General features: G+C 55.0%; 16 protein-coding genes. 3 read left to right on the top strand and 13 right to left on the bottom strand.

Annotated elements, in window-relative coordinates; translation table 11 throughout:
• Position 1 precedes the first annotated feature (1 nt).
• The 3 genes from AWM69_RS10430 to AWM69_RS10420 all read right to left on the bottom strand — a co-directional run bounded on the left by AWM69_RS10430 (position 2) and on the right by AWM69_RS10420 (position 3127).
• The gene (locus tag AWM69_RS10430) at positions 2-1465 is read right to left on the bottom strand and encodes an aldehyde dehydrogenase family protein (protein WP_169888979.1); all 1464 of its coding nucleotides are present in this window, start codon (positions 1463-1465) and stop codon (positions 2-4) included.
• Between the two features lie 91 nt (positions 1466-1556).
• On the bottom strand, positions 1557-2582 hold the full coding sequence (locus AWM69_RS10425) for a hydroxyquinol 1,2-dioxygenase (RefSeq protein ID WP_218726657.1): 1026 nt from the start codon (positions 2580-2582) through the stop codon (positions 1557-1559).
• A 47-nt stretch (positions 2583-2629) separates the two neighbouring features.
• Positions 2630-3127 carry a hydroxyquinol 1,2-dioxygenase gene (locus AWM69_RS10420; RefSeq protein WP_169888977.1) on the bottom strand — a complete coding sequence of 166 codons (498 nt, stop codon included), beginning with the start codon at positions 3125-3127 and terminating at the stop codon, positions 2630-2632.
• 280 nt (positions 3128-3407) lie between these two features.
• Here AWM69_RS10420 and AWM69_RS10415 point away from each other — a divergent pair, with 280 nt between their 5' ends.
• A complete protein-coding gene (locus AWM69_RS10415; protein WP_169888976.1) occupies positions 3408-4751 on the top strand; it encodes an outer membrane beta-barrel protein in 1344 nt (447 codons plus the stop codon).
• A gap of 902 nt (positions 4752-5653) precedes the next feature.
• Entirely contained in the window at positions 5654-6442 is a 789-nt protein-coding gene (locus AWM69_RS10410; protein ID WP_218726656.1) for a hypothetical protein, read from the top strand.
• Positions 6443-6609: 167 nt separating this feature from the next.
• Here AWM69_RS10410 and AWM69_RS10405 read toward each other — a convergent pair whose 3' ends face one another.
• Positions 6610-7113: a DUF2514 family protein gene (locus AWM69_RS10405; RefSeq protein ID WP_218726655.1), complete on the bottom strand. Its 504-nt coding sequence runs from the start codon at positions 7111-7113 to the stop codon at positions 6610-6612.
• Positions 7110-7778 carry a glycoside hydrolase family 19 protein gene (locus AWM69_RS10400; protein WP_218726654.1) on the bottom strand — a complete coding sequence of 223 codons (669 nt, stop codon included), beginning with the start codon at positions 7776-7778 and terminating at the stop codon, positions 7110-7112. The genes AWM69_RS10405 and AWM69_RS10400 overlap by 4 nt, the downstream gene beginning before the upstream one ends.
• A gap of 128 nt (positions 7779-7906) precedes the next feature.
• Between AWM69_RS10400 and AWM69_RS10395 the strand changes: the two genes are divergently transcribed.
• Positions 7907-8065, top strand: coding sequence for a hypothetical protein (locus tag AWM69_RS10395; RefSeq protein ID WP_218726653.1), 159 nt, complete (start codon positions 7907-7909; stop codon positions 8063-8065).
• Positions 8066-8124: 59 nt separating this feature from the next.
• Here the strand turns inward: AWM69_RS10395 and AWM69_RS10390 are convergent, their stop codons facing one another.
• The 8 genes from AWM69_RS10390 to AWM69_RS10360 form a co-directional block, all read right to left on the bottom strand.
• Positions 8125-9333, bottom strand: a complete 1209-nt coding sequence (locus AWM69_RS10390) for a tetratricopeptide repeat protein (RefSeq protein WP_218726652.1) — start codon at positions 9331-9333, stop codon at positions 8125-8127.
• Between the two features lie 139 nt (positions 9334-9472).
• On the bottom strand, positions 9473-10288 hold the full coding sequence (locus tag AWM69_RS10385) for a hypothetical protein (RefSeq protein WP_218726651.1): 816 nt from the start codon (positions 10286-10288) through the stop codon (positions 9473-9475).
• 17 nt (positions 10289-10305) lie between these two features.
• A complete protein-coding gene (locus tag AWM69_RS10380) occupies positions 10306-12243 on the bottom strand; it encodes a hypothetical protein (RefSeq protein WP_218726650.1) in 1938 nt (645 codons plus the stop codon).
• A gap of 73 nt (positions 12244-12316) precedes the next feature.
• The gene (locus AWM69_RS10375) at positions 12317-12793 is read right to left on the bottom strand and encodes a hypothetical protein (protein ID WP_218726649.1); all 477 of its coding nucleotides are present in this window, start codon (positions 12791-12793) and stop codon (positions 12317-12319) included.
• Positions 12793-15861 carry a host specificity factor TipJ family phage tail protein gene (locus AWM69_RS10370; protein WP_218726648.1) on the bottom strand — a complete coding sequence of 1023 codons (3069 nt, stop codon included), beginning with the start codon at positions 15859-15861 and terminating at the stop codon, positions 12793-12795. Before AWM69_RS10370 ends, AWM69_RS10375 begins: the two co-directional genes overlap by 1 nt.
• A complete protein-coding gene (locus AWM69_RS23035; protein ID WP_306299233.1) occupies positions 15800-16234 on the bottom strand; it encodes a hypothetical protein in 435 nt (144 codons plus the stop codon). Before AWM69_RS23035 ends, AWM69_RS10370 begins: the two co-directional genes overlap by 62 nt.
• A 2-nt stretch (positions 16235-16236) precedes the next feature.
• Positions 16237-16716 carry a DUF1833 family protein gene (locus tag AWM69_RS10365; RefSeq protein WP_218726647.1) on the bottom strand — a complete coding sequence of 160 codons (480 nt, stop codon included), beginning with the start codon at positions 16714-16716 and terminating at the stop codon, positions 16237-16239.
• Between the two features lie 10 nt (positions 16717-16726).
• Positions 16727-20344, bottom strand: a complete 3618-nt coding sequence (locus tag AWM69_RS10360) for a phage tail length tape measure family protein (protein WP_218726645.1) — start codon at positions 20342-20344, stop codon at positions 16727-16729.
• Between the last annotated feature and the right edge of the window lie 16 nt (positions 20345-20360).

The following is a 20360-nucleotide window of genomic DNA, read 5'->3' as shown; positions in this document are numbered from 1 at the left end:
CTCAGCGTGGGTAATGGGGGAGTATCTTGGCGTCGACGTTGACCCAGACCGAGCGTGCCTCGGTGTAGTCATGAATGGCGTCGAATCCCATCTCCCGGCCATAACCGGATTGACCCAGGCCACCGAACGGGCTGCCGGGGCTAACGCGCTTGTAGCAGTTGATCCAGCACATGCCGACGTTGATCTGCTCTGCCATGCGATGGGCACGCTGCAGGTCGCGGGTCCATAGACCGCTGCCAAGGCCATAGTCGGTGCCGTTGGCGATTGCCAGGGCTTCTTCTTCGGTCTTGAAACGCAGGACTGTCACGAACGGGCCGAAGACTTCTTCCTGAGCGACACGATCACCGGGGCTGGCCTCGACCACGGTCGGCTCGACGTAGAAACCGGACGCCAAGGCAGGGTCACTCGGCGCTTTGCCTCCGGCGAGAACGCGGCCACCCTGCTGGCGGGCGATGTCGACGAACGCCAACACACGATCGCGGTGCAGCGCCGAAGTCAGCGGACCCATTTCGGTCTTGGAATCCAGCGGATCGCCCAGGCGAATCGAACGCGCCAAGGTAATGAAGCGTTCGAGGAACTCGTCGGCGATGCTGTCTTGCAACAGCAACCGCGAGCCGGCGATGCAGGCCTGGCCTTGGTTATGGAAGATTGCCCAGGCAGCGCCATTTACAGCCGCATCGAGATTGGCATCCTCGAAAACGATATTGGCGCCCTTCCCCCCGAGTTCCAGCTGCACACGTTTGAGATTGCCCTGAGAGGCTTCGACGATGCGACGGCCAGTGGAGGTAGAGCCGGTGAAGGCGATCTTGCCGACATCGGGATGCTCAGCCAGGCGTTGTCCGGCGGTGTGCCCGTAACCTGGAACAATGTTCACCACGCCATCCGGGAAGCCGACTTCTTTCATCAGCTCGGCGATCCGCAGTGTGGACAAAGGCGTCAGCTCAGACGGTTTGAGCACCACGGTGTTACCCGCAGCCAGCGCCGGGCCCATCTTCCAGCTGGTGAACATCAACGGGAAATTCCACGGCACGATCTGCCCTACCACGCCGATCGGCTTGCGCTGCACATAGTTGAGAAAGCCTGCGTCAACCGGGATCACCTTGCCCTCGATCTTGTCGGCGATACCTCCGAAATAGCGAAAGCACGCCGCGGTGCGCGGCACGTCGAGCATCCGCGAGTCGCGCACTGGGTGCCCGGTGTCCAGCGACTCCAGGCGCGCCAGTTCATCGGTACAGGCTTCGATCCGGTCGGCTAGTTTGAGCAACAAGCGGCCGCGCTCTGCGCCAGGGGTCGCAGCCCAGGCGGGGAACGCTCGCTTCGCTGCTGCCACAGCGAGATCGACATCCTCTGCCTGCGCGGCGGCAATACGGGTGATCACTTCGCCATTGGCCGGGTTGACGACATCAATTTGGCCACCTTCCAAAGCGGGAACGAACTGACCATCAATAAACAATTGGTTTTGCATGAGCAAAGGCTCCCTGCAGCGCCCATCAAGGCACTGTTGAATATTCGAATGGAATGCGGACGGCCCAGCCTGGATCGCCGGACCGCGAGAATCAGAACTCGACGGGGTACGGCTTCAACTCGCCGCTTTCATATCGCTGAGGCAGATTGGGCGTGGCGTTCTCCCAGACCAGCAACATTGAACGCTTGGTCGAGTAGCCTTGGTGGCGAATATCAGCGGGCATCGCGCAGATGTCACCGGCGCGCATGGTGATCCGTGCACGGGGATTACCATCGTCCTTGTCACCGATGTCCCAGATGATCTCGTCACTGAGCTGCAAAAACCACTCGATGCGGTCGTTGCCATGCACGATTGGCAGAACGAACTCTTCGGTGGTCGGGCAAAACAGGCTGGTGCGGCACACCGAAGTCACCGACGGGTTCCAGCTCACGTCGGAACGCGATAGGTACTTGTACAGGCTGAACGCATGCAACTCGCCCTCGAACCCCTCTGCAGCGTGGACCTCAGGCTCGTCCTGGCCGACATCGGCAAATTGGCGGTTGACCGGCAGGTCGTTGCGCAATGGAGAATCACCTTCGAGGCCCGGCATACGCCGAGTGGCCACGCGAAAGCGCTCGATGGCTTGGATGTTATCGCCGTTCTTGCGACCAAACGCCGTGCCAGTTTCCGAAGGCGCGGCGAAGGGGTCGAAGCCGGCGTTGGTCCAGTCGCGCAGGATTGCCCTGAAGGTCGCCATGATCAATGGCGTCTCGAATTGCTCGGTGTAGTCGACACCTGCCGCCTTGAGCACTCCATTGAAGGTGCCAGCGTACATATCGACCTTGCCATAGTGATTGCGGGTACCAAAGACATGGTCGAAGTTCACCCAGCCGTAGAAAAAGCCCCAGGCCACATCGCGCATGACCGAACGCAGAAAAGCGTCCGCCGGGATCAGGTGAGAACGTTGCTCGCCTTTGGCGGGCCATTCGATACGAGCAAAGTATTCGTCACGCGAAAGCTTGAAGGCACCCAGCTCAAAGGCCTTGTAGCCCGTGACAGGATGAGCGGCGCTGGCAGCCACTAAATCGTCGGCAAAGGAAAGCGCATTTTCGGTTTCAACCGCTTCGAGCATAGCCATGATTGGCTCCTGTTATTTTTGGAGTGATGTCGAGGTCAGAACACGGATCATTTCAAGCAGATGTCAGCCCACTTTTCGACGCTTAGCGGACCCTGCACCGTTTGCTGCAACAGCACGCAAGCACTGCTGGCTTCAAAGCGATAGGCACAGCCGGTCGGCAGCAGCGCTTGATGCCCGCGGTTGAGCAGCACGTAGCCCATTGGTTTGCCTATCGGCAGTTCACCGGCCAACTGAGTACCGTCACCAAGCGCTGGTGTTTCGTCGAGTTTGAGAAAATCTATGCGGATACTGCCGTCCACCGAGATCACGAATTCATCGTGGGAGCAGGTGTACCAAGGAGAAGTACCTTCGGCGCGAATGGTCTCGATGACATAGCCGAGATTGAGGCCTACGACGACTTTCTCGTAGGGAGCAGATTGCGCAGCGACTTCGAAAATATTGGAAAAGGCATAGTGGCTTTTTTTGCCGGTGACCAACTCGATGGAGCCTTTGGTGTAGTGCTCCAACGAACCGAAAACAGTCTTGAATGCAGGTTGAGTACTCATCGTCTTAGCCCTGTTTTATTGTTGTGTTTGAGTGGCTGAACGTTAAGGCGCGCACCTTGCCCGAACAAGGCCAATCTCGGCGAAATGACTGTTCGCAAAACGCGAACAAAGTTCTATGAATGCCTGCGCAAAGCGTCGCTCTTGCCAGGGTTGTTCGCGTTTCATGAAAAGTCTATTCGCCGAGATTGGCCTTGTGGGCCGGCGCCTCTGAACTTACCGTTTCGCAAACAAGCGGGTACCCATCCCCTTGAGCAAACAATAAAAATAAGGTCAAAGCCCCATGCGCAAGCCCCTCGCCTCTCTGTGCGCGATGTTATCGTGCACGCTCTGTGCTGCCTCGCCCTCGCAACCTGGAGAAGGCGATCTAGCCACCTGGTTGATTCCCGAACTTGAACGCGACACCGGCGTAAGAATCTACGGCGTCATTGATGCCGGATACTCGCGCAACAACACGTCCACTCGCACTGAACGCAGCGGTGGGTTAACCAACTTGCCAGTGGCGGGCTACGCCGATGAGAAGTTCGAACTGGCGTTTTTTAATCTGTTTATTGAAAAGCCGCTCAACAGCCGTTACTTGCCCCGTGCGACCCCGCTGCCAGGGCCACAGGCCCAAGACTATTCATTCGGCTTCACGCTCGGCATGCTGTACGGCCGTGATGGCCAGTTCGCCAGAACCACCGGCTGGGACGAGCATTGGGGCGTTAACGAGCCTGGTGCGTCAGACTCAGCCAACGCCCAGCGTCGTCGGCAGAACTTCTATGCCTTCCCCGACATGTTCGCCACTGCCTATCTGCCTTACGGCACCGGTGTAAGCATCATGGCGGGAATTTTCGGGCCAGGGATCGGCTATGAGATTCCGCCGAATATCAGGAACGCGCGCAACGCCTTCGCAACGAAGACCTACGCATTTGTGACCGAACCCGGCACGGTCAGCGGTGTGGTCCTGGGCACAAGGATGCTCGATACTCAATCCAGTCTCCTAGGCGGTGAACTGGGTATTGTCCAAGGGCTGAACAACCTGCGTGATAACAATGATCGAAAATCAGTGCTGGGCGCTTTACGCTGGCGAACGGCTGATATGCGAGGGTGGATAGATTATGAATTCATCGCAGGGGACGCACAGAACAGCTCTTCGGATGATATTCAGGCACCAACCTACCGCCTCATTTCATCTAGGAGCCAGTTTAAACAGCAGCACTCGTTGAATGGATGGGCTGCTCTGGATAAACACTGGTCCATCGGTGGTGAGGTCGTATATGGCCGCCAAGACGGCGACGGTAAGCCAGGCACCGTTGACATCGTCACAGGACCTGGCTTTTCCGGCGCACATTGGTGGGGCGTCAATAGTTCATTGACCTATCAATATTCCCCGGAGCTCGCTTATTCCGCCAGGGCAGAACACTTCAGCGATCCTCAGGGCTTTGCTTTGTTCCCGGTATCTGTAGCGCGAGGATCATTCAACGGTATGACTGTCGGCTTGCGTTATGAAGCCACGCGTAACTTGTCACTGCGACCAGAGATCAGGTATGACTGGTTTACCGGAAATGCTGATGACCAACCTTTTGGCAATGGCAGAAATCGCCAACAAGCGACGGCCACAGTGCAGGCGCTTTATTATTTTTGATTGCTAATTGAACACGGGCGCGGATCTCTCAACAGTGTTGAAGTTATTCTTCTGGGTATTAGCGCCAATCACAGTAACAGTCTTGAGAGAATTAGGCGTCAAAGCCCACTTCCTGTAAGACCACCATTGGCTTGTCAATCAGCGACTTGAGTAACGGCAACTAATTGCGGTAAGACCCTAATTCACGGCTTGCTTTGTAGCAGGCGAAGTCGTCACAAACCAATTTACCTCTCCTGGCTTCAGCTCCGAAACGAAAGCGGTGATTCCACTCAGAGCCAGTCGTTTTGTGGGGGTAATACCACATGAAATAAAAAGGGGTCGCGAGATAAAAATCTCGCAACCCCTTGAATTATATGGTCGGGACGGAGTGATTCGAACACTCGACCCCTAGCACCCCATGCCCGCAGTGGCATTGCAAACCCTTTAAACATGGCCGCTATCTCTGGTGCTCGCTGCAATCGAATAGCCATAGATGCGGATAGGTGCGTAGAGAGTCACGCAAAAGTCACGCACGCTTTTTCGTCCCTCCCCCGGCGTCCTGCCGAACGAACACAATCCCTACTGACAAGCACTAACCGCTGCAACCAACTCCCGCTCGTAGCCGATCCGCTGACGGCGCTCAGCCTCCCATCCGGAGGCGCCCGACAACATTCCCTTCGCGACTACCCGAAGATTGCTTTTTGCCTTATATTGCCGCGCCACGTTTTGCGAGCAACAGAAACGTGGCGCAGGTCTGGCTGCAGCATTTCTGGGCAAGCAGGCGGGTTGCACAAAGGCGTCTAAATAGCTGTGTCACGTTTGCGCGCTACTACTCAGCGTGAAGCGTCAATCCAGCTTGACCCATCCATGAACTTTTCGACCGGGAAAGGTCTGCGCGACAGGATTAAAAATTGAATCTACAAATGGATTTTGAGGTCAAGCTACCCTTAGCTTTCTACTACGAAAGCAAAACACCGCTACCGATTCCTGATGTTATTAAAGCTCTGTCGGCGCTAGATCGCATGAGCGCAGCTATGCCAGCTTTCTTCTCATCACTCAGCGGCGCGAAGATTCAATCATGCGAACTGCTAGTGGAGAAGGTAGAGTCAGGAAGCCTCAAGGAATACTTGAATTTAGTGCTTAAATGCCTAAATCAGGCGGAGAAAGACAAGCTAGAGAAATGGCTGATGACTACGAAATTGGGTACAGGACTTAGGTACACCGCTATTGCAGGCGTTGCTTCGGCAGCGTTTATCGTCCTAGCTTCGAGCGCGATGACTCTTGTCGATAAAGCGATAGGGAACAATGCTCCCAGCATTCAGGCTACCAACAGTGTAGTTATGGTTGCGGGTCAAGATATGTTCAATTCCTCTCCCCAAGAGCTGAACAAAGCGATTGAAGCTGCGCTTTCTACGGATAGAAAACGCGTAGCAACCGCCGCGTTAGATTTTGTGAAGCCGGCAGCAGGTCAGAATGGCGGTGCAATCTATGCGGGCGATGACAAGAGCAGCTCGCTGGTGATCAGCCACGCAGCATCTAGAGATGCGCCAGACAAAGCTGTTTTCTCAGCAACCCCCCAAGAATTAAAATATGCCAATGTGGATGTAGATATCAGAAGTCTGAATCGGGATAGCGACAAGTCTGGATGGGTCGCCCGCATTCCAACAATTGCGAGCAAGAAAAAACTTCCATGTATTTCGAGCCTGGATTAGACAACTCGAAAGCGCGAGCAAATCAGATCATCAAAGCCGATATCACTGTCTCATATGATCCGGACCCGCAAACGGGAGCGTTGGTGCCGAAGCATTTTACTGTCACCGCGATCCACTAATAAAAACGATGCCGGAATAGCGGCATCGCTTTAACTGCTATTGCCCACTCAGGGCTCCCCAGCTACTGCGTCATAGCTGGCTTCACAGGCAAATCCGGCCCGACGACTTTCTGTAAGCGCTGCCGCCAACTCTCCCGCATATCCATCAGCTTCTGATCGCAACTCGGCGAGCAGATTGGCAAGGTCTTCGATTGTCTTGCCTCGCTCGGTAAGGCGGGTATTGAGGGTGGTTCTGTCGGCAAGTAGTTGTCCGATTTGGTCGCGCAGCCGGTTACTGTCAGCGCGCTGCAAATCAATAAGAGCATCATCCTTCTGTTTCTGGTCAGCAGCATCGGTTCGTACCTTTTCAATGTCACGTTGGCGTTGCTGCTCGAGCACGCGGGCGTCCTCGCTGGCTTTGGTCGCAGCAGTGGCTATGCCAGTTTTGTAATCGGCGAATTCCTTGCGGACGTCGGCCAGTTGCTTGCCATAGCGCCAGGCGTCCACTTTCCATGTGGCAAAACAAGCAATGGCCAGCAGCACCACAAGGCCCAGCCAGCGCGCCGGGCTCATGCCAGCACCTTCAGCGCCCGGCCGTAGATTGCCTGGCGATCGGCCAACCCCGTCAGCCCACCGTTCACGCGCCGGGTGATGGTTTCACTATCGCCCTTGTCGGCCAGCGAGTTCAGCCCGTTGCTGGACCAGAACCACGCGGCAGCCATGCAGGCGTTCTGTGGCTTCTCCAGCAGTTCAGGCTGTATGAGCAGGTCCAGACCCAGCGCTTCGCCGCACAACTGGTAGTTGGTCTTGCCGGTGAGCTGGATCAGGCCGCGCCCGCGATACTTCCAGCCATCGCCCGGGGCGGTGTTGCCCATGCGTCCGGCGTACACGTTGTTGGCGATCTGCTCAGGCTTTCCGGCAAGACTCAGGCACAAAGTGTTGGGTTTGTTGCGCTGTCTGTCCTTGACCAGCACGTTGACGTAGCCGCCCTTGCCGTCCGGCTCGGCGTAGCGATTGGGCCAGGTGTTGGCCAGCCCGTCAGCGCTGTAGTTCAGGTTCTCCACCAGGCGCGTCAACTGGCCAGACTCATGGCCGACCTGAGCGATAAAGGCCGCTACGCGCTTCACACCAACGATCTGGTAGCGGTTCATGGCGGCGTTTAAAGCGGACACAAAAACGCCGGCTGATTTGCCGGCGTTCGGGAGAATCTGCAGCAATTGCTGCGTGGTTATGGGCATTACTTTCTCCAGGTGAAAAAAAACGTACTCGGCGGGCTCTTGAGAACAGCTATGAGGACTTGCATGGCGGATCCTAGAAAGGATAATATGTCAAGGAATAATAGCCTACCGCCACCATGGACATAATCATGTTAATTCAAGCTCTGCAAACACCAGAAGAAAACGAACCAGAAGGACTAAATCTGCTTAGTCTTGATAACTATTCGATTGATAATGTTGAGCGAGACGCAGATATATTTGAAGTCATCAAAGATGGCGGAATTGAACCTATTCCAGTAGTAGAGTAACCGTGCTTGGCGGCAGGGGGCGATTGATCGCCCCCAAAACAACATACCTTTTTCCTGCATCACTTCCGCAATTTAATCCCCCTAATTTCATTTACAGTTTTTATGAACCCAGCGTTACCCTTATTTAAGCTCAAAGCCTTCTCACAACTTACCAAAGCAAGATCCAGCAAACCAACCTCCATATATGTCAGACTAAGATTGTGATATGGAAATGGATTCATGGGAGTTATGCTAATAGCTTTTTTTAGATGGTGCTCAGCTTCTTCATACCTCTTCAACTTACGAAGTACAACGCCAAGTAAGTTATGTGCCTCGTACTGAAAATCATCGAGCTCGACCGAGACGTTTAGACATTCAAATGCTTTTTCTAGCATTCCATTTCTATAGTATGCTTCGCCGAGCCTCAGTACATACAGAGAGCTTTCTCCGTGTTTATAGGCAAGAGATATCAAGTAGTCCAAGCAGGCCTGATAGTTTTTCTCTCGCTTAAGATTGAGCGATATCCAGAGATCCTTCACAAGCTCTGGGCTCTCCAAAACCGCACCACTCCTACCGCCGGGAGCAGTCAGGCCAGCGCCCGTGATAGAGGCATCGACTACATGCCCTATCCCAAATTCATGGTCGAACGCTTGCACCCCCGGATGCTCTGTGCCACGAACAGTGGAAACATTGACGTTATTCAAGCTCATCAGAGACATCGCATTAATAAGATCGACTTCGTCAGACTCACTCGCAATTACATCGTATGCGCAGTCTGAGTTTTCAATATAATAGGAAAGATCCGAAAAACTTAACTTCGCCTGTTTATTCTTGTGCTGAGCACTACGACTACCAGGAAGATCAAGAATAACCTCCGGCCCAAATGCGATGCATTTATCCGCACCTCCAACAGCTGCGTATAGGATTGCTCCATACGCCCCCATTGAAGTTCCGAAAGTCATCACATAGCCGTTACCTACGTGCCGGGCGACCTCTACAATTTTCTTAGCGGCCTCAATGAAATTATCATCAAAACCCTCAATACCGTTGAGGTACCAGTTGTTGCCACAATCATTAACAAACACCATGTTCGATTCTGACTTGGCAATTGCCTTGTATGGCTTAAATTTACCAGGAGCTGTGTTAACTGATGAAAAAGTAATTACCGTAGGAAGATGTTTCCCGCGAACAAGCACCTTACAAAAGTCACCAAGAAACACCTCCTCTTCTCCGCCAGCTTGTATCCTAGCAAAAAACTCTTCGTTGATTTCTTCCTGTACAAATATCATGAGGCGCCCTTGCCAAAAATCGATAGTGTGGCAAAGTTTACATGAGGTCGAGCAAAATTAGAATTTGCTTATTTAAGTAACGATTTCTTCATGTTTGTCTGGGCTCTTTTGCAAACGCTAACACCGCCCAGGCGGAATATCAGCTAATGATGTATTCAGCCTTCAGTACCGCTATCAGGTCAGAAATTTGCGTTCTGGCCAGCGCATTGGTAAGAAGCGACCCCTCAAAAAGGTATAGGTCGCCAATCTTCGATGCGCGCAAGCTGGCCGTCGCGTTCACGTGTGCACCGATCTCGAAGTAGCCACCAGTGCCAGGCGTATGTGCCACTGTCTTGGTTGCTGTCGCGAAAGTCTTCGCCTGGTTGACAGCCAGAGAAACCACTTTGGTCGTATCGTTGTAGTCGACCAGCAATACAGCCCAGGTCGTTTCAGGCTTCGGCACAGACACAAATGGGCTAGCAGTGTTAGATCCTCGAGCAGCAAAGATATTTGGAGGGCTCCCTGAGGTGCCATAGTACTGAGCTGCTGAGGCCACCAAAGCATCCGCCGCCGTCATGCTGCTGAGGAAGATTGGCGCCGCTGATGGCGAACCTGACGCTACGTCGGCAGCAGCCACGCTGACAACCATCACCGCCGTGTAGGATGCTGTCGCGCTCCCAGCCGGAAGGCCTAGACCGGCAGCCTGTACCGACGAGAGTCCCAACGCCTTCTTTCCAGCCACCTCACTGATTGCAAGCGCGGTTACTAGGCCTTTCGGCACCAATGGGGCGCCAGTGGCCTGGCATCGACCTGATACACCGCCGCCAGGTAATGCGGTCAAGGATCTCGCACTAACCATATGCTTGAGCCCTGGAATTTTCGCAGCGATCAAGTCTGATGCGGTCATATCAATCCGCTCAGCCGACGCGCCGGCAGCCGCTGTGACGCCCGGGAGAATAACGATTTGTCCGTACATTTTAACCTCTCCAATTATCAAAGTGATTCGACGAGGATCCGCTGGTGGCAGGCCCAGTTGTATATCTGCTGTCCGTAGCCATCCAAGTCGGCAGAACTATCGCGAAGACAGGACCGGGGCCCAGTCACCGGACCGCCGGCAGCCGACGCGGTGCCGATATCCGCAATTCCAATCTTCGGATTAGCCCCCGTTGGCAATACGCTCAATGTCAAAACCAGCGTGTTATCACCGATCAACTTCACGTTCGAAATTGATGCGGTGGCACCATCGTCAATCCAGCGAATGCCTAGGTTTCCAGGGTCGGAAACATTGAGTTTATCGATTACAAGCGCCCCCTGAGGCGTATGGAATTTTAGGGTCACTTTAAGCCCGGACCGTTTTGCTGAAATGCAGTGCGTAGGTAGCCACGACTCGCCATTAATGATCGCCTTTGCTGCTCGCCGATGCATGGCGCCGAGTCGCATTGAATTCTCAGCTGGGAGATGAATTCCGTCGGAACTGGTTTGCGCCCAGTATTTTGGACCGGCACATACGAATCGGTCCGGATAATCCAATGCTGCCTGAAGTTGTTCCAAGGGAACATTCGACTCGACACCGCCGTACGCAGTCCAATTGCTGATCTGATCAAGCAGAATCGGCACACTCTGAGATAGAGGGCTGATCGCCTGGATGTCCGCCTGGTAGTCAGATTGGAGTTGGATTAAGCGGTCCAGGTATACACCTGCAGCCGCATCCCTGTCGTTTTCACCTTGAATCCAACTCACAAATGGAACGCGATACTGTTTTCCCAAAGCATCACATTCGGCTTTAGCCGCAGTCACCGCAGTAATGGAGTTCCTGTAATAGAGGCTTCCCTTCCAAAGGCTGGTAATTCCGCGCCCGCCCCGGCCATGGACGCTGGTGAGTAACGCTGCATTAGTCGGCAAGCTGCGCGTACGATTGAGTTCCGCTGACATTTGCACAGCGGGAGTTTCAAGCGCTTTTGCAACCAGCGGCTTGAAGGGCGCTACCATGCTTGAGAGTAGCGTGTCGTCCTCATTTGTCAGGCGCACACCGTCTTTGAGAGTCAGAAGGCGGTTTGCTGTAGGTGGCTGCAGCGTCGTAACCGGCGAGGTGTAACCCATCTGAAGTGACTGGCCATTGCATACGATATGCAGAATCTGGTTTGCAAATCCGGCCAAAGACCCTGGTGATGGAAGATCATCAACCTTCACCGAAGTCGAGCCGCTACGGTGAATGTATGTGACTTGCCCACCTGACACTTGAGGTGAAAAATTATCCCCAGTTGATGTCACCTGGTATGGAGTACTCCCGACAAGTACGAACACGTCTTGTCCACCAATTGGACCTTCGGTGTAAGCCAGCGGAATCGTAGAGGGCTGCTTGAAAATTACGACCTCTCCACTCCATTTGATACCGATCAGAACAACCTTTTGCGAGTCGATAATCGCCCACGCATAATCACCAAGTTGGGAAAGTCCTGGCAACTTGTCCAAGATTGCGTGCGCTACACCGTCCTCTCGAACTCCGAGGATAGGAGACAAGTTCTTATCCGTAACCGCCCATGGGTACTTGGCCGATAGAGTTCGTGCTGGCGAAAGATCTAGAGCAGCCTGAGCTGTCTCAGTGGCAATTTTTGCCCCCGTCGCATTCGGATATCGATCTACTTCCCATGGAACGCCCGCGTCGTTCCGATAGAGAATGAGGTACTCATCACTCTCGGCAGAAACGACACTGAAATGTGCGCCAGAAGGAGTACCTGCTAAGCCCAAAGCGACGGTTTTGTAAATCATTGCCCCGGACATCTGCACAGCAAGATCTGCAACAGCCTTCGCGTTTGTCGGGCGCATCACTCCATCGCCCACATCCATCATCTTGATTTCATCGGTCAGCATCAACTCATTGGCTATATCGATTGTTGCCGACAGTCGGGCAAGATCCGCTGCTCCGCTCATATTTACTCCAGGCGAAAAAAAGCCCACTCAGTGGTGGGCTATAGAATTGAAAAGTGATCTGTGGATCGAGCGGTTAAGACGCGCCGGGCCAAGACTTCGTGTACCAGCGCTCCAGCAGGCTGCGGAGCTGCGCATTCATGACGCCGATGTCCATGCCGGCGAGCAGGTCAGTAAGTTCGGCCTCGCTGATGATTGGCAACTTGAACAATTCAATCACTGCAGTGAAGCGCCACATGTCGACACCAACAAGAACCGGACCTTGGTAAATGTCCGTGAATTGGGACTTTGTCAGCTCAAGACCGAGTGGGCTCTTAATCGGACATAGGAACCAATCAACCGCATTGATTTCATGCTCGTACCAGGCCATGAATATCTTGGCTTGAGTAGCAGTCATCAGCCAAGAAACTGCCACTTGAGCCGGGGTGCTTCGCCAGGTGCGACGACGTCGCGATCGCCCGGTAACCATTTTCGTGCTGGCCACCGGGCTGATCTGCGTTAATCCGTAGCCCTCTCTTAACGGCAATGGAAGGCCTTCTGGGTATATGAGCATCAGGCAGCCTCTGGCGCAGTAGCGTTGTCGTATGTGTAGACCCGAGAGTCGTAAGGCATGCCCTTCATAGCCACCCCGCCATTCGAGGGATCGGCAGAAGTCACCAGCACCGGGTAGGCCCATTTGTCAGAAGGACCAAACAAGAGGTGAGGCGGCTCAAGATCCACGCTGTCAGTAGCCGGATCAAAGTCGAGCTCCTCGACCCTGATGCGGAACTCGTCAATCTGAGAGGCCTGATACGGCCCGGACAATGTGCCGTCCAGTCGCCTGATACCTACTTTGTGATTGCCGCCCGCAGACCAGTCCAATGGCTCTGATGATTCCAGCACAACACCTTCAGGAACCGTCTCGACGCCCAGCAGAATGGCACTCTGACAAAGCCCAGGCGTGTCGCTGGCCACAGCGCAGAAGCTCAGATAGCCAGAGTTACGGCCATCCAACTCTGTCGACCAACTGTACGTGTCTTGCCTAAACAGCTGATGCCCTCGGCGGCGCATGCCCCACTGGTAGGCTCGGTCCTTATCCGATACGCCTGGCAGCTTGAGCTTTTCGACCTTTATCCCTTGGTCGCCTGGCCATCGACATTCAACCGTCTCCCAGGACCAGCTCTCGCTGGAGAAGTATTCAACGTCCACGCCGTCATAATCGTTGATCGAGTTGAGCGGCCCGCTGATCACCAGTGATTTGGTCATGTTCTGCGGTGAATATGTTTGGGTCTTAGGCCCATATTCGCGCTCGAACACTGCACGCGGAACATCCCGCACCGGTTTGATCTTTCCGTTCGCGATGGTCAGTTCAGCCCAGCCGCACGCCAGGGCGTTGTTGATCACCTCCTTGGCGGTCAATGTGTCATCGATGCTCTGATCGTAGAACTGCCCGGCTGCATGACACTCCTCATGCAAGAGGTCGAACTCTGGCAGGTTGATATCCGTGTCCGTGTACCCCAAAGTCTTCAAGACGTTTAGCACGAACGGGACAATATCCCGGGTTGGTTGCGCAGGCTGCCACGCTCCGACGCTACGCATCGGCAGGATCCGCGTTGCTTCAAGACCGATATTGCTTTCCGATTGCGCAGACAACCGATCCCCGCCGCGAACCCGCAGCGATATTACGGTCATGCCCGGGTAGCTGGTTGGCCGGGTTTGCCGAAGTCCGCGAAGCGCCGTCCATGTGATGTCGTTGTTGGTCTCGTTCTCGCGCTCACCCTGCTGGATGAAACGCTTCTTGAGTCGTACTTCTGGGCGCATTGGATAGGGCAATGTAACGCGGTTGGTGAACCCAACAGCATCCATTGACCCACTGCTGTGCGTCTTATCGATGACGGTCCACGCCCCCGCGAGCTCCATATCGCGGTACTCAAGCGTGTGGAAGGAGCTGACCTGATAGATCTGCCCTTCTCGCCCGAGGCCGAATATTCCCTTATTACCCTCTACCGTCCACTCAATCTCGGTGACTTTCTCACCCTCATCACATACCGCAAAAGGCCCGCGGTAACCTCCCTGAAGGTTGGATTGATCCAGGCTGATGACACCGCTAACGGTCTCTGTGACATTGAAGCCCGGCCACGCCGCATCTACTGCGCCTGACGAGGTCAGACGATCAAGCGTAATCGTGGATGCTCCAAAGGCCGTGATGCGATAGCGCAGGCCTCGAGGGCCGATAGACGCCAACCCAGTACCAATCGCCAAGCCATTTACCGGTGAGCCGCCCTCATAATCCAGCGTCATTTGCGCCGGCTGCTCGGGTGAACCACTGGTGGCCGCAGACCCCGTCGAACCGGTCGGGCTTGTTCCAAGGATCTCGGAAGCATCCGATGACACCAGCGGAAGCCCGGTGAACGTCGACGCCTCGGTGATCAACAGCACTCCGGACGAGGCACTGGCAATGAATGGCGCCGCTCCTTTGGCCGTATTGAAGGCAGAGACCAGGCCTGCAAGGTCAGACGCGGCTGTGCTCAGCGTGACCGAGTACGGCGTTGCCCCGCGACTGATGGTAAAAGTCAGAGGCGTAACATCGAAGTCATACCGCGCTGGAGCACTTGAGCCGAGAATTGTCGACGCAGTACCAGCAGAGGGTGGAACCTCAGGCGAATACGGCGAGTAGCTGTTGACGATGTAATTGCCGGCATTCGTCCCAGCGACCTCAATTTCCATCCCTACTGTCGGGTTGAGCATCTCCAGCGGGCCCTGAACGATATCCCGCCCGGCGCCACCATCAATGACCGTGTATTCGTATGGGGAAACGACCCGAATGATTAAACCCGCATCCCAGTTATCCGGGAACGATGCAGCGCCGGCAGGAATCGAGATCGCATCTCCTGCGAATCGATAAGCCGATGCGGTGGCAGAGCGCGCCAGATCCGTGGTAACGGTCAGGTCTAGCCCTGCCGAACCGCTGGAGCTTGCCCCTACCTCCTTAACGTTGCACCAAAGCATTGAAGCAGGGTCGTTAGACAGATCCTCACCAGGCTGATAAATCGACCATGTCGCATCAGCGCCGAGCGAAACCAGAGGTGTGCCACCAACCTTGATAGTGTTCACCGGTATGTCATAGCTACCCCACCCGACATACAGGAGCATCTCCACCCATTGCTCTCTGGGGCCAGCGAAGTAGTGCCGCGGTTCTGCCAAGTAAGACGGGAAAGTCCTTTGCCGTCCGGCAATTTCACGAATGGTGTCTCCAAGCTTCACCTTGTTGCCCTTGGCGCTGGCATCGTCGAGCGGGTTACCTTGGGCGGTCGGGTTCGATGGCATACCCGGCATCTTCGGCGCCATCATTTTCATGACGGCTTTCGCGCCTGCGAACAGGGCGTAAGTAATGCTGAACGGGTCAGTGCCCTTCGGCTCGCGGTAGATGTCGACTTGGTCAGATGGCTTAAATTGGACCTTGTGCCAGAGCCGAGACTCAATGATTTCGTCGTTAAGGATGATGCTGATCGGTGGTGATTCCAGGCGCTGGTAGCTGGGCGATTGCTCGATGAGCCATTGCTCCAGCGTCATGCGGCGATCAGTCCGATACGTGGCCATCGGCGCCGAATCGGCCATCTTGTTCGGGAAAAATTGGATCACGGTAGAAGACCACCCTTGGAAAATCAGATTCAAACTCTCGGACGGTGCGGATTCTTGCTCCGCCCGGGTTCGTGTCCAGCACCTTCAGCCGACCATCAGCCTCGACCACTACTCCCACGTGTAGGCAGAGCCCACCACGGAACACCGCTGCGATGGCGCCCACCTCTGGCAAGCACACCTCCATCCCTTGCCTTAGGTCGTGGTATGCGTGCGTGTTCTCACGCAATCGGTCTTTGCCTACGGCGCCCAAGCTGGGCAGCAGTGGTAAGCCCAGCAGTTGATGGCGCACCGCAATACACAGCCCCCAGCAATCGTAGGCAGCAGGACCCCGGCCGCCATCCCGGTAAGGAGCGGATAAGAATTTGTTGAGCATGGTTAGATGTACCGAAGACCAGGTGCGATCAAGTTCGTTAGCTTCCCACGCGGGTAGCCCGTGTTGAGCAGGTCGAAAAACCCGCAAGAAAACGTCGCTGTGTTGTCTGCGTACTCACGGTTGAGCACCGTCAAGTGGTAGATCGAGGTCGGAAAGCTCAGGTCGCTTTCGAGGTACTCCCGGTGAGTCATGTAAATCTTCTTTCCGGCAACCCTGTACCCTTCGATGATCTTCTGGACATCACCCATGGTGTTGTCCAGCTCGATGTTCAGGCTTTGATAGCCGCTGTTATCACTCTTCGGCAGCGCCTCATCCATGGCGGTACCGGGAAAGGTCAGCGTCCTGCCGTCCTCCGTGACGCACGTCCATTCATCGAAACCCTGCGAGAAGAGCATTGAATCAGGCTCACCTTCTGCCCGGGCTTCGATGGTCTTGATGATCATGTCGCCGCCAGAGGCGTAGCATTGTTCGATTGGATTCATCTACCGCCCCCTATCCGACACTACGCCGAAGTCCATAGGTAGCCTCCATCGTGTCTGAGGTTTCGTTACCCCCGGCCCGGATCTGTGCCGCAAACAGGCTCAGGTATTCAGTGCCATCGGAGTTCCTTCCGCGCTCGACCTGGCCAGCTTTGTCTGGGTTTTCGATGAGGTTTACAGTCAATTGAGTGGTTGCTGAAACACCAGAGGCCTTGCTTGCAGATACACCTACAGCACCTGATCGCGCCGCACCGATTGGTGTGACGTTGCCCTTACGCAGCGATTCAACAGCTGCTACACCCCCGAACCGGCTGATATCCGCCTGGCTCCAAACGACCTCGCCCTTGTGCACCATGCCCGCCGGCTCGTTAACTCCCCCAGAGCCTGTATAGCCGCCAGATGAAAAGCCTTTGATCATTGCGTATGCAGCAATCAAGGCTGTACCACCTACAACCGCAGCGGCACCGAATGAACCGATGGAAGCAACGAGAGCAGCTGGCAGCCAAGAGGCGATGGTTGTAGCCGCGGCCGAAACGTTGGCTGCCAGAGTGGTTGCGATTGCCGCGAGTGTCGAGCTTGTGCTGGCTGCGTCAGTAGCCAATTTTGCGGTTGTTTTGATGCCTTCGGAGGTCACGACTGCGCTGGTTTCTGCGGTAATACCCGCCATTTTCAAAGCATGCACCACCACCCACTTTGCAGTGATGTCAGATAGAGCCTGGAGCACAGAGCTGCCCATGGTCGAGCCAAGGTTGACGAAAGCATCACCGAGGCTTGTGGTTCCCTTGATCAGGCCTTGGATCTGGTCAGAAATTGATGTGGTTGTGCTGCCCAGCATCTGAGCTGTCGCATCTTGGGTTTGCTGGTTGTAGTCAGTGGCGATGTCGAAATAGTTCTGCCAGGCACTTGAAGCACCGGCTAGCCAGTTGTTTTGCGCGGCATCCTGCTGGTTGTAATTGTCTTGCTGCATCAGCAGCCGCTTAGCAAGGCCCTCCTGAACAATGGCATTCTCTTTCGCATATAGGTCAGGGGAAATGCGCTTTGTGTTGAATTGCTCCAACAGAGCTGCTGATTGGCGGGCGTAGTCCTTCTGGATTGCCAGATCTTCTTTGAGGCGGGCCCGGGCTTTGTCACCCAGACCGATACCTGCAATGTTCGCGTCCAGCCCATCCTGAGCCGTGGCAAGGCGACTGTCTTGATTCGCCTGGAAAGCCGACAGTTTCGCTACTTCCTCAGCAGCGGTCTTGCGCAGCTCGTTTTCCCGCTCAAGTCCAGCGTTGCGCTTAAGTTGAGCAGTGATGAGATCCTGATTGGCTACCAGTGATTTCTGGTCAGCCGTTAAGGTCTTCTTGCCCTTGATATCAGCAAGTTCCTGCTCCCACTTGATCAGGGCCTGGCCTGATGCACCGAGCTTGTCGACTTCACCCTTCTGCAGGCCGATAAGGCTATTTTGCTGCTGAAGAACCGCGTATTGCTGCCGCGCCTGGTCGAGCATCTTTTGGCCGGCGTCTTCAGTGTAGGGCTTTGTGGCAGGTGTCTTCGCGTCCTTGTAGGAAGGGTTGTCGCGGATTGCCTTTAGTGCCGCCGCCTCCTGCTCATTCGTGATTTTGTATCCAGCGAGCCGAGACTTATTAATTTCATCCTGCGCATCTTTGAGAGCCTTGTCTCTCTTCTGGGACTTGGAAGCACGGGCTTCGATGCTTTGTTGAAATTTCTCGTAGGCAGCCAGCCCCTCACGCTGAACTCTCACAGCTTCACCTTCGGCTGCGGCCCGCTCCCTTGCTGCATTGTTTATATTGTTGACCTCGTCGATTTGAGCCTGAAGAGCTTTTATCTGTGCTTGGGCATCAGCATCCTCATACCCGCTACCCAGTGTCGATTTAAGGTAGTTGATCTTCTGCTGGATTTTGGTGACGTCAGGCCCGGACACATCCTGGCGGCCAATATCAAAAATCGCATCCCATGCCGATTTTGCTGAGCTCGTTACGTCATCCCAAGCCTTCTCGATAAAGCCAAGGTTCTTCTTGATCTTCTCCGATCTTGTGTCCAAGGCTGTCGAATAAGCATCTTCAGCGATAACCGCCGCAGCCTGCTTGTCGCCCTGCTGCTCAAGCGCGCGAACCTGCTCATAGACAGAAGCAGTAAGAAATCCGTATTTCTCGTTCAGTGCGGCAATAGCCTTTGTTGGGCTGTCCGCGATTTTCTCGAACTCGGCTATGGTCTCGCGAATTGCTTTCCCAGTGGCGTCCTCCATCTGCAGCGCAGTGGTGGATATCATTTCGAATTGCGCAACGGGAATCTTGGCCGACTCTGCAAGCATGGCGAGTGCAGCAGCCGCATCCGCAACAGTAGTGGTCGAGCTACCAACTCGCTTCGCCATAGCTCCAAGATCGGCAGCTGTGGTTCCTGCGTAGTTCCCCGTTAGGATCAGAGCGTTGTTGTAAGCGTCTGCCTCCTTGCTGCCTTTGTTGTATGCATAAATCAAAAGACCGATAGCTGCAGCCGCAGCGGTCACAGCCCCGACCATGGCAAGCATGCTGATACCAGCCCCGCTAGCTCCGGCTCCCAAAGCAGCCGCTGCTTCTTTGGCATTCTTTGCGGCATCGGTAGCAGTGTTTGCGCTATCTGCCATACCGCCTAGGCCGTCAGCTGCGGCTTCAGAACCTTCCGCGACGGCATTTTGCTGAGATGCCAGCTCCCCAAGAGCGGCTCCGGCACCAGCAATTCCCGCGCTACTGCCTGCGACCGAAGAGAAGAAGCCTTTGACTTTGCCACCAAGCACATCAACGGTGTTGCCAATACCGCCAAACGAGTCCTTGATCTGCCCGCCTTGCTGAAGCAATACCAGCAGAGGATTTTGCCCGGCAGCCAGGCTAGTGAAGATGTCCGTGAACTGCATTGGGAGTTGGCGCAGCGCCGCCTCGGTTTGCCTGGCGCTGATGCCCGTTTTCGACAGTCCCTCGTCAAAGGCGGACAAACCTTGGCGAGTGCTATCGAGACGCGTCGAATAGTCCTTAAATGTCTCCGTGTCGAGCAGACCAGCCTTGTGAAATTGCCCGAGCTTGCTCTGCATATCATCGAGGCGACCCAGTGCAGCCACTGCCGGATTGATCTTGCCGAGCAGCTCGCCCAGTTCTTTCGCCTGAAGGTCGGTGGCGACCGAGGCATTTCTAGTAGATACCGCGGCTTTGTCGGTTGAGCCAACCAGAGCATCCGATTCAGCCCGCAGACGAGCAGCGAGAGACGAAAGGCTTCTAACCTTGTCGCTGGCCGCGTCGAAGGAGACAGATGCTGCAGAGGTGCTGGCAGACAATGCCTCAACGTAATCGCTGGCCTGCAGGGAGTTAGTTGCCATGGCAAGCAATCGAGCACTCGCCTCGGCGTAGCTTTCCGAGCTGCTGGTGGTTGATTTGGCAGATCCATCTGCCGATTTTCCCAGTTGACCAAGGCTTTCTCCCGCCTTCGATGCCGTTTTTCCGACACCATCAATCCCAGCCCCAGCCTTATCCATGGCAGGCTTGACGCGAACACCCGCATCTTCAAGCGCTCCAAGCGCCTTACGCACGTCAGCCGCTTTCTGCTCAGCGTCCCGGCTGTCAATCTCAAGGACAAGGCGAGATTTATGCTCAGCCATAGTTTTCTCCGGGCGT

The organism is Pseudomonas sp. D1HM (genome assembly GCF_019266105.1).
GTDB lineage: Bacteria > Pseudomonadota > Gammaproteobacteria > Pseudomonadales > Pseudomonadaceae > Aquipseudomonas > Aquipseudomonas taetrolens.
Note: the sequence above shows the minus strand (reverse complement) of the source record. Positions and strands in the feature narration are given on the sequence as shown.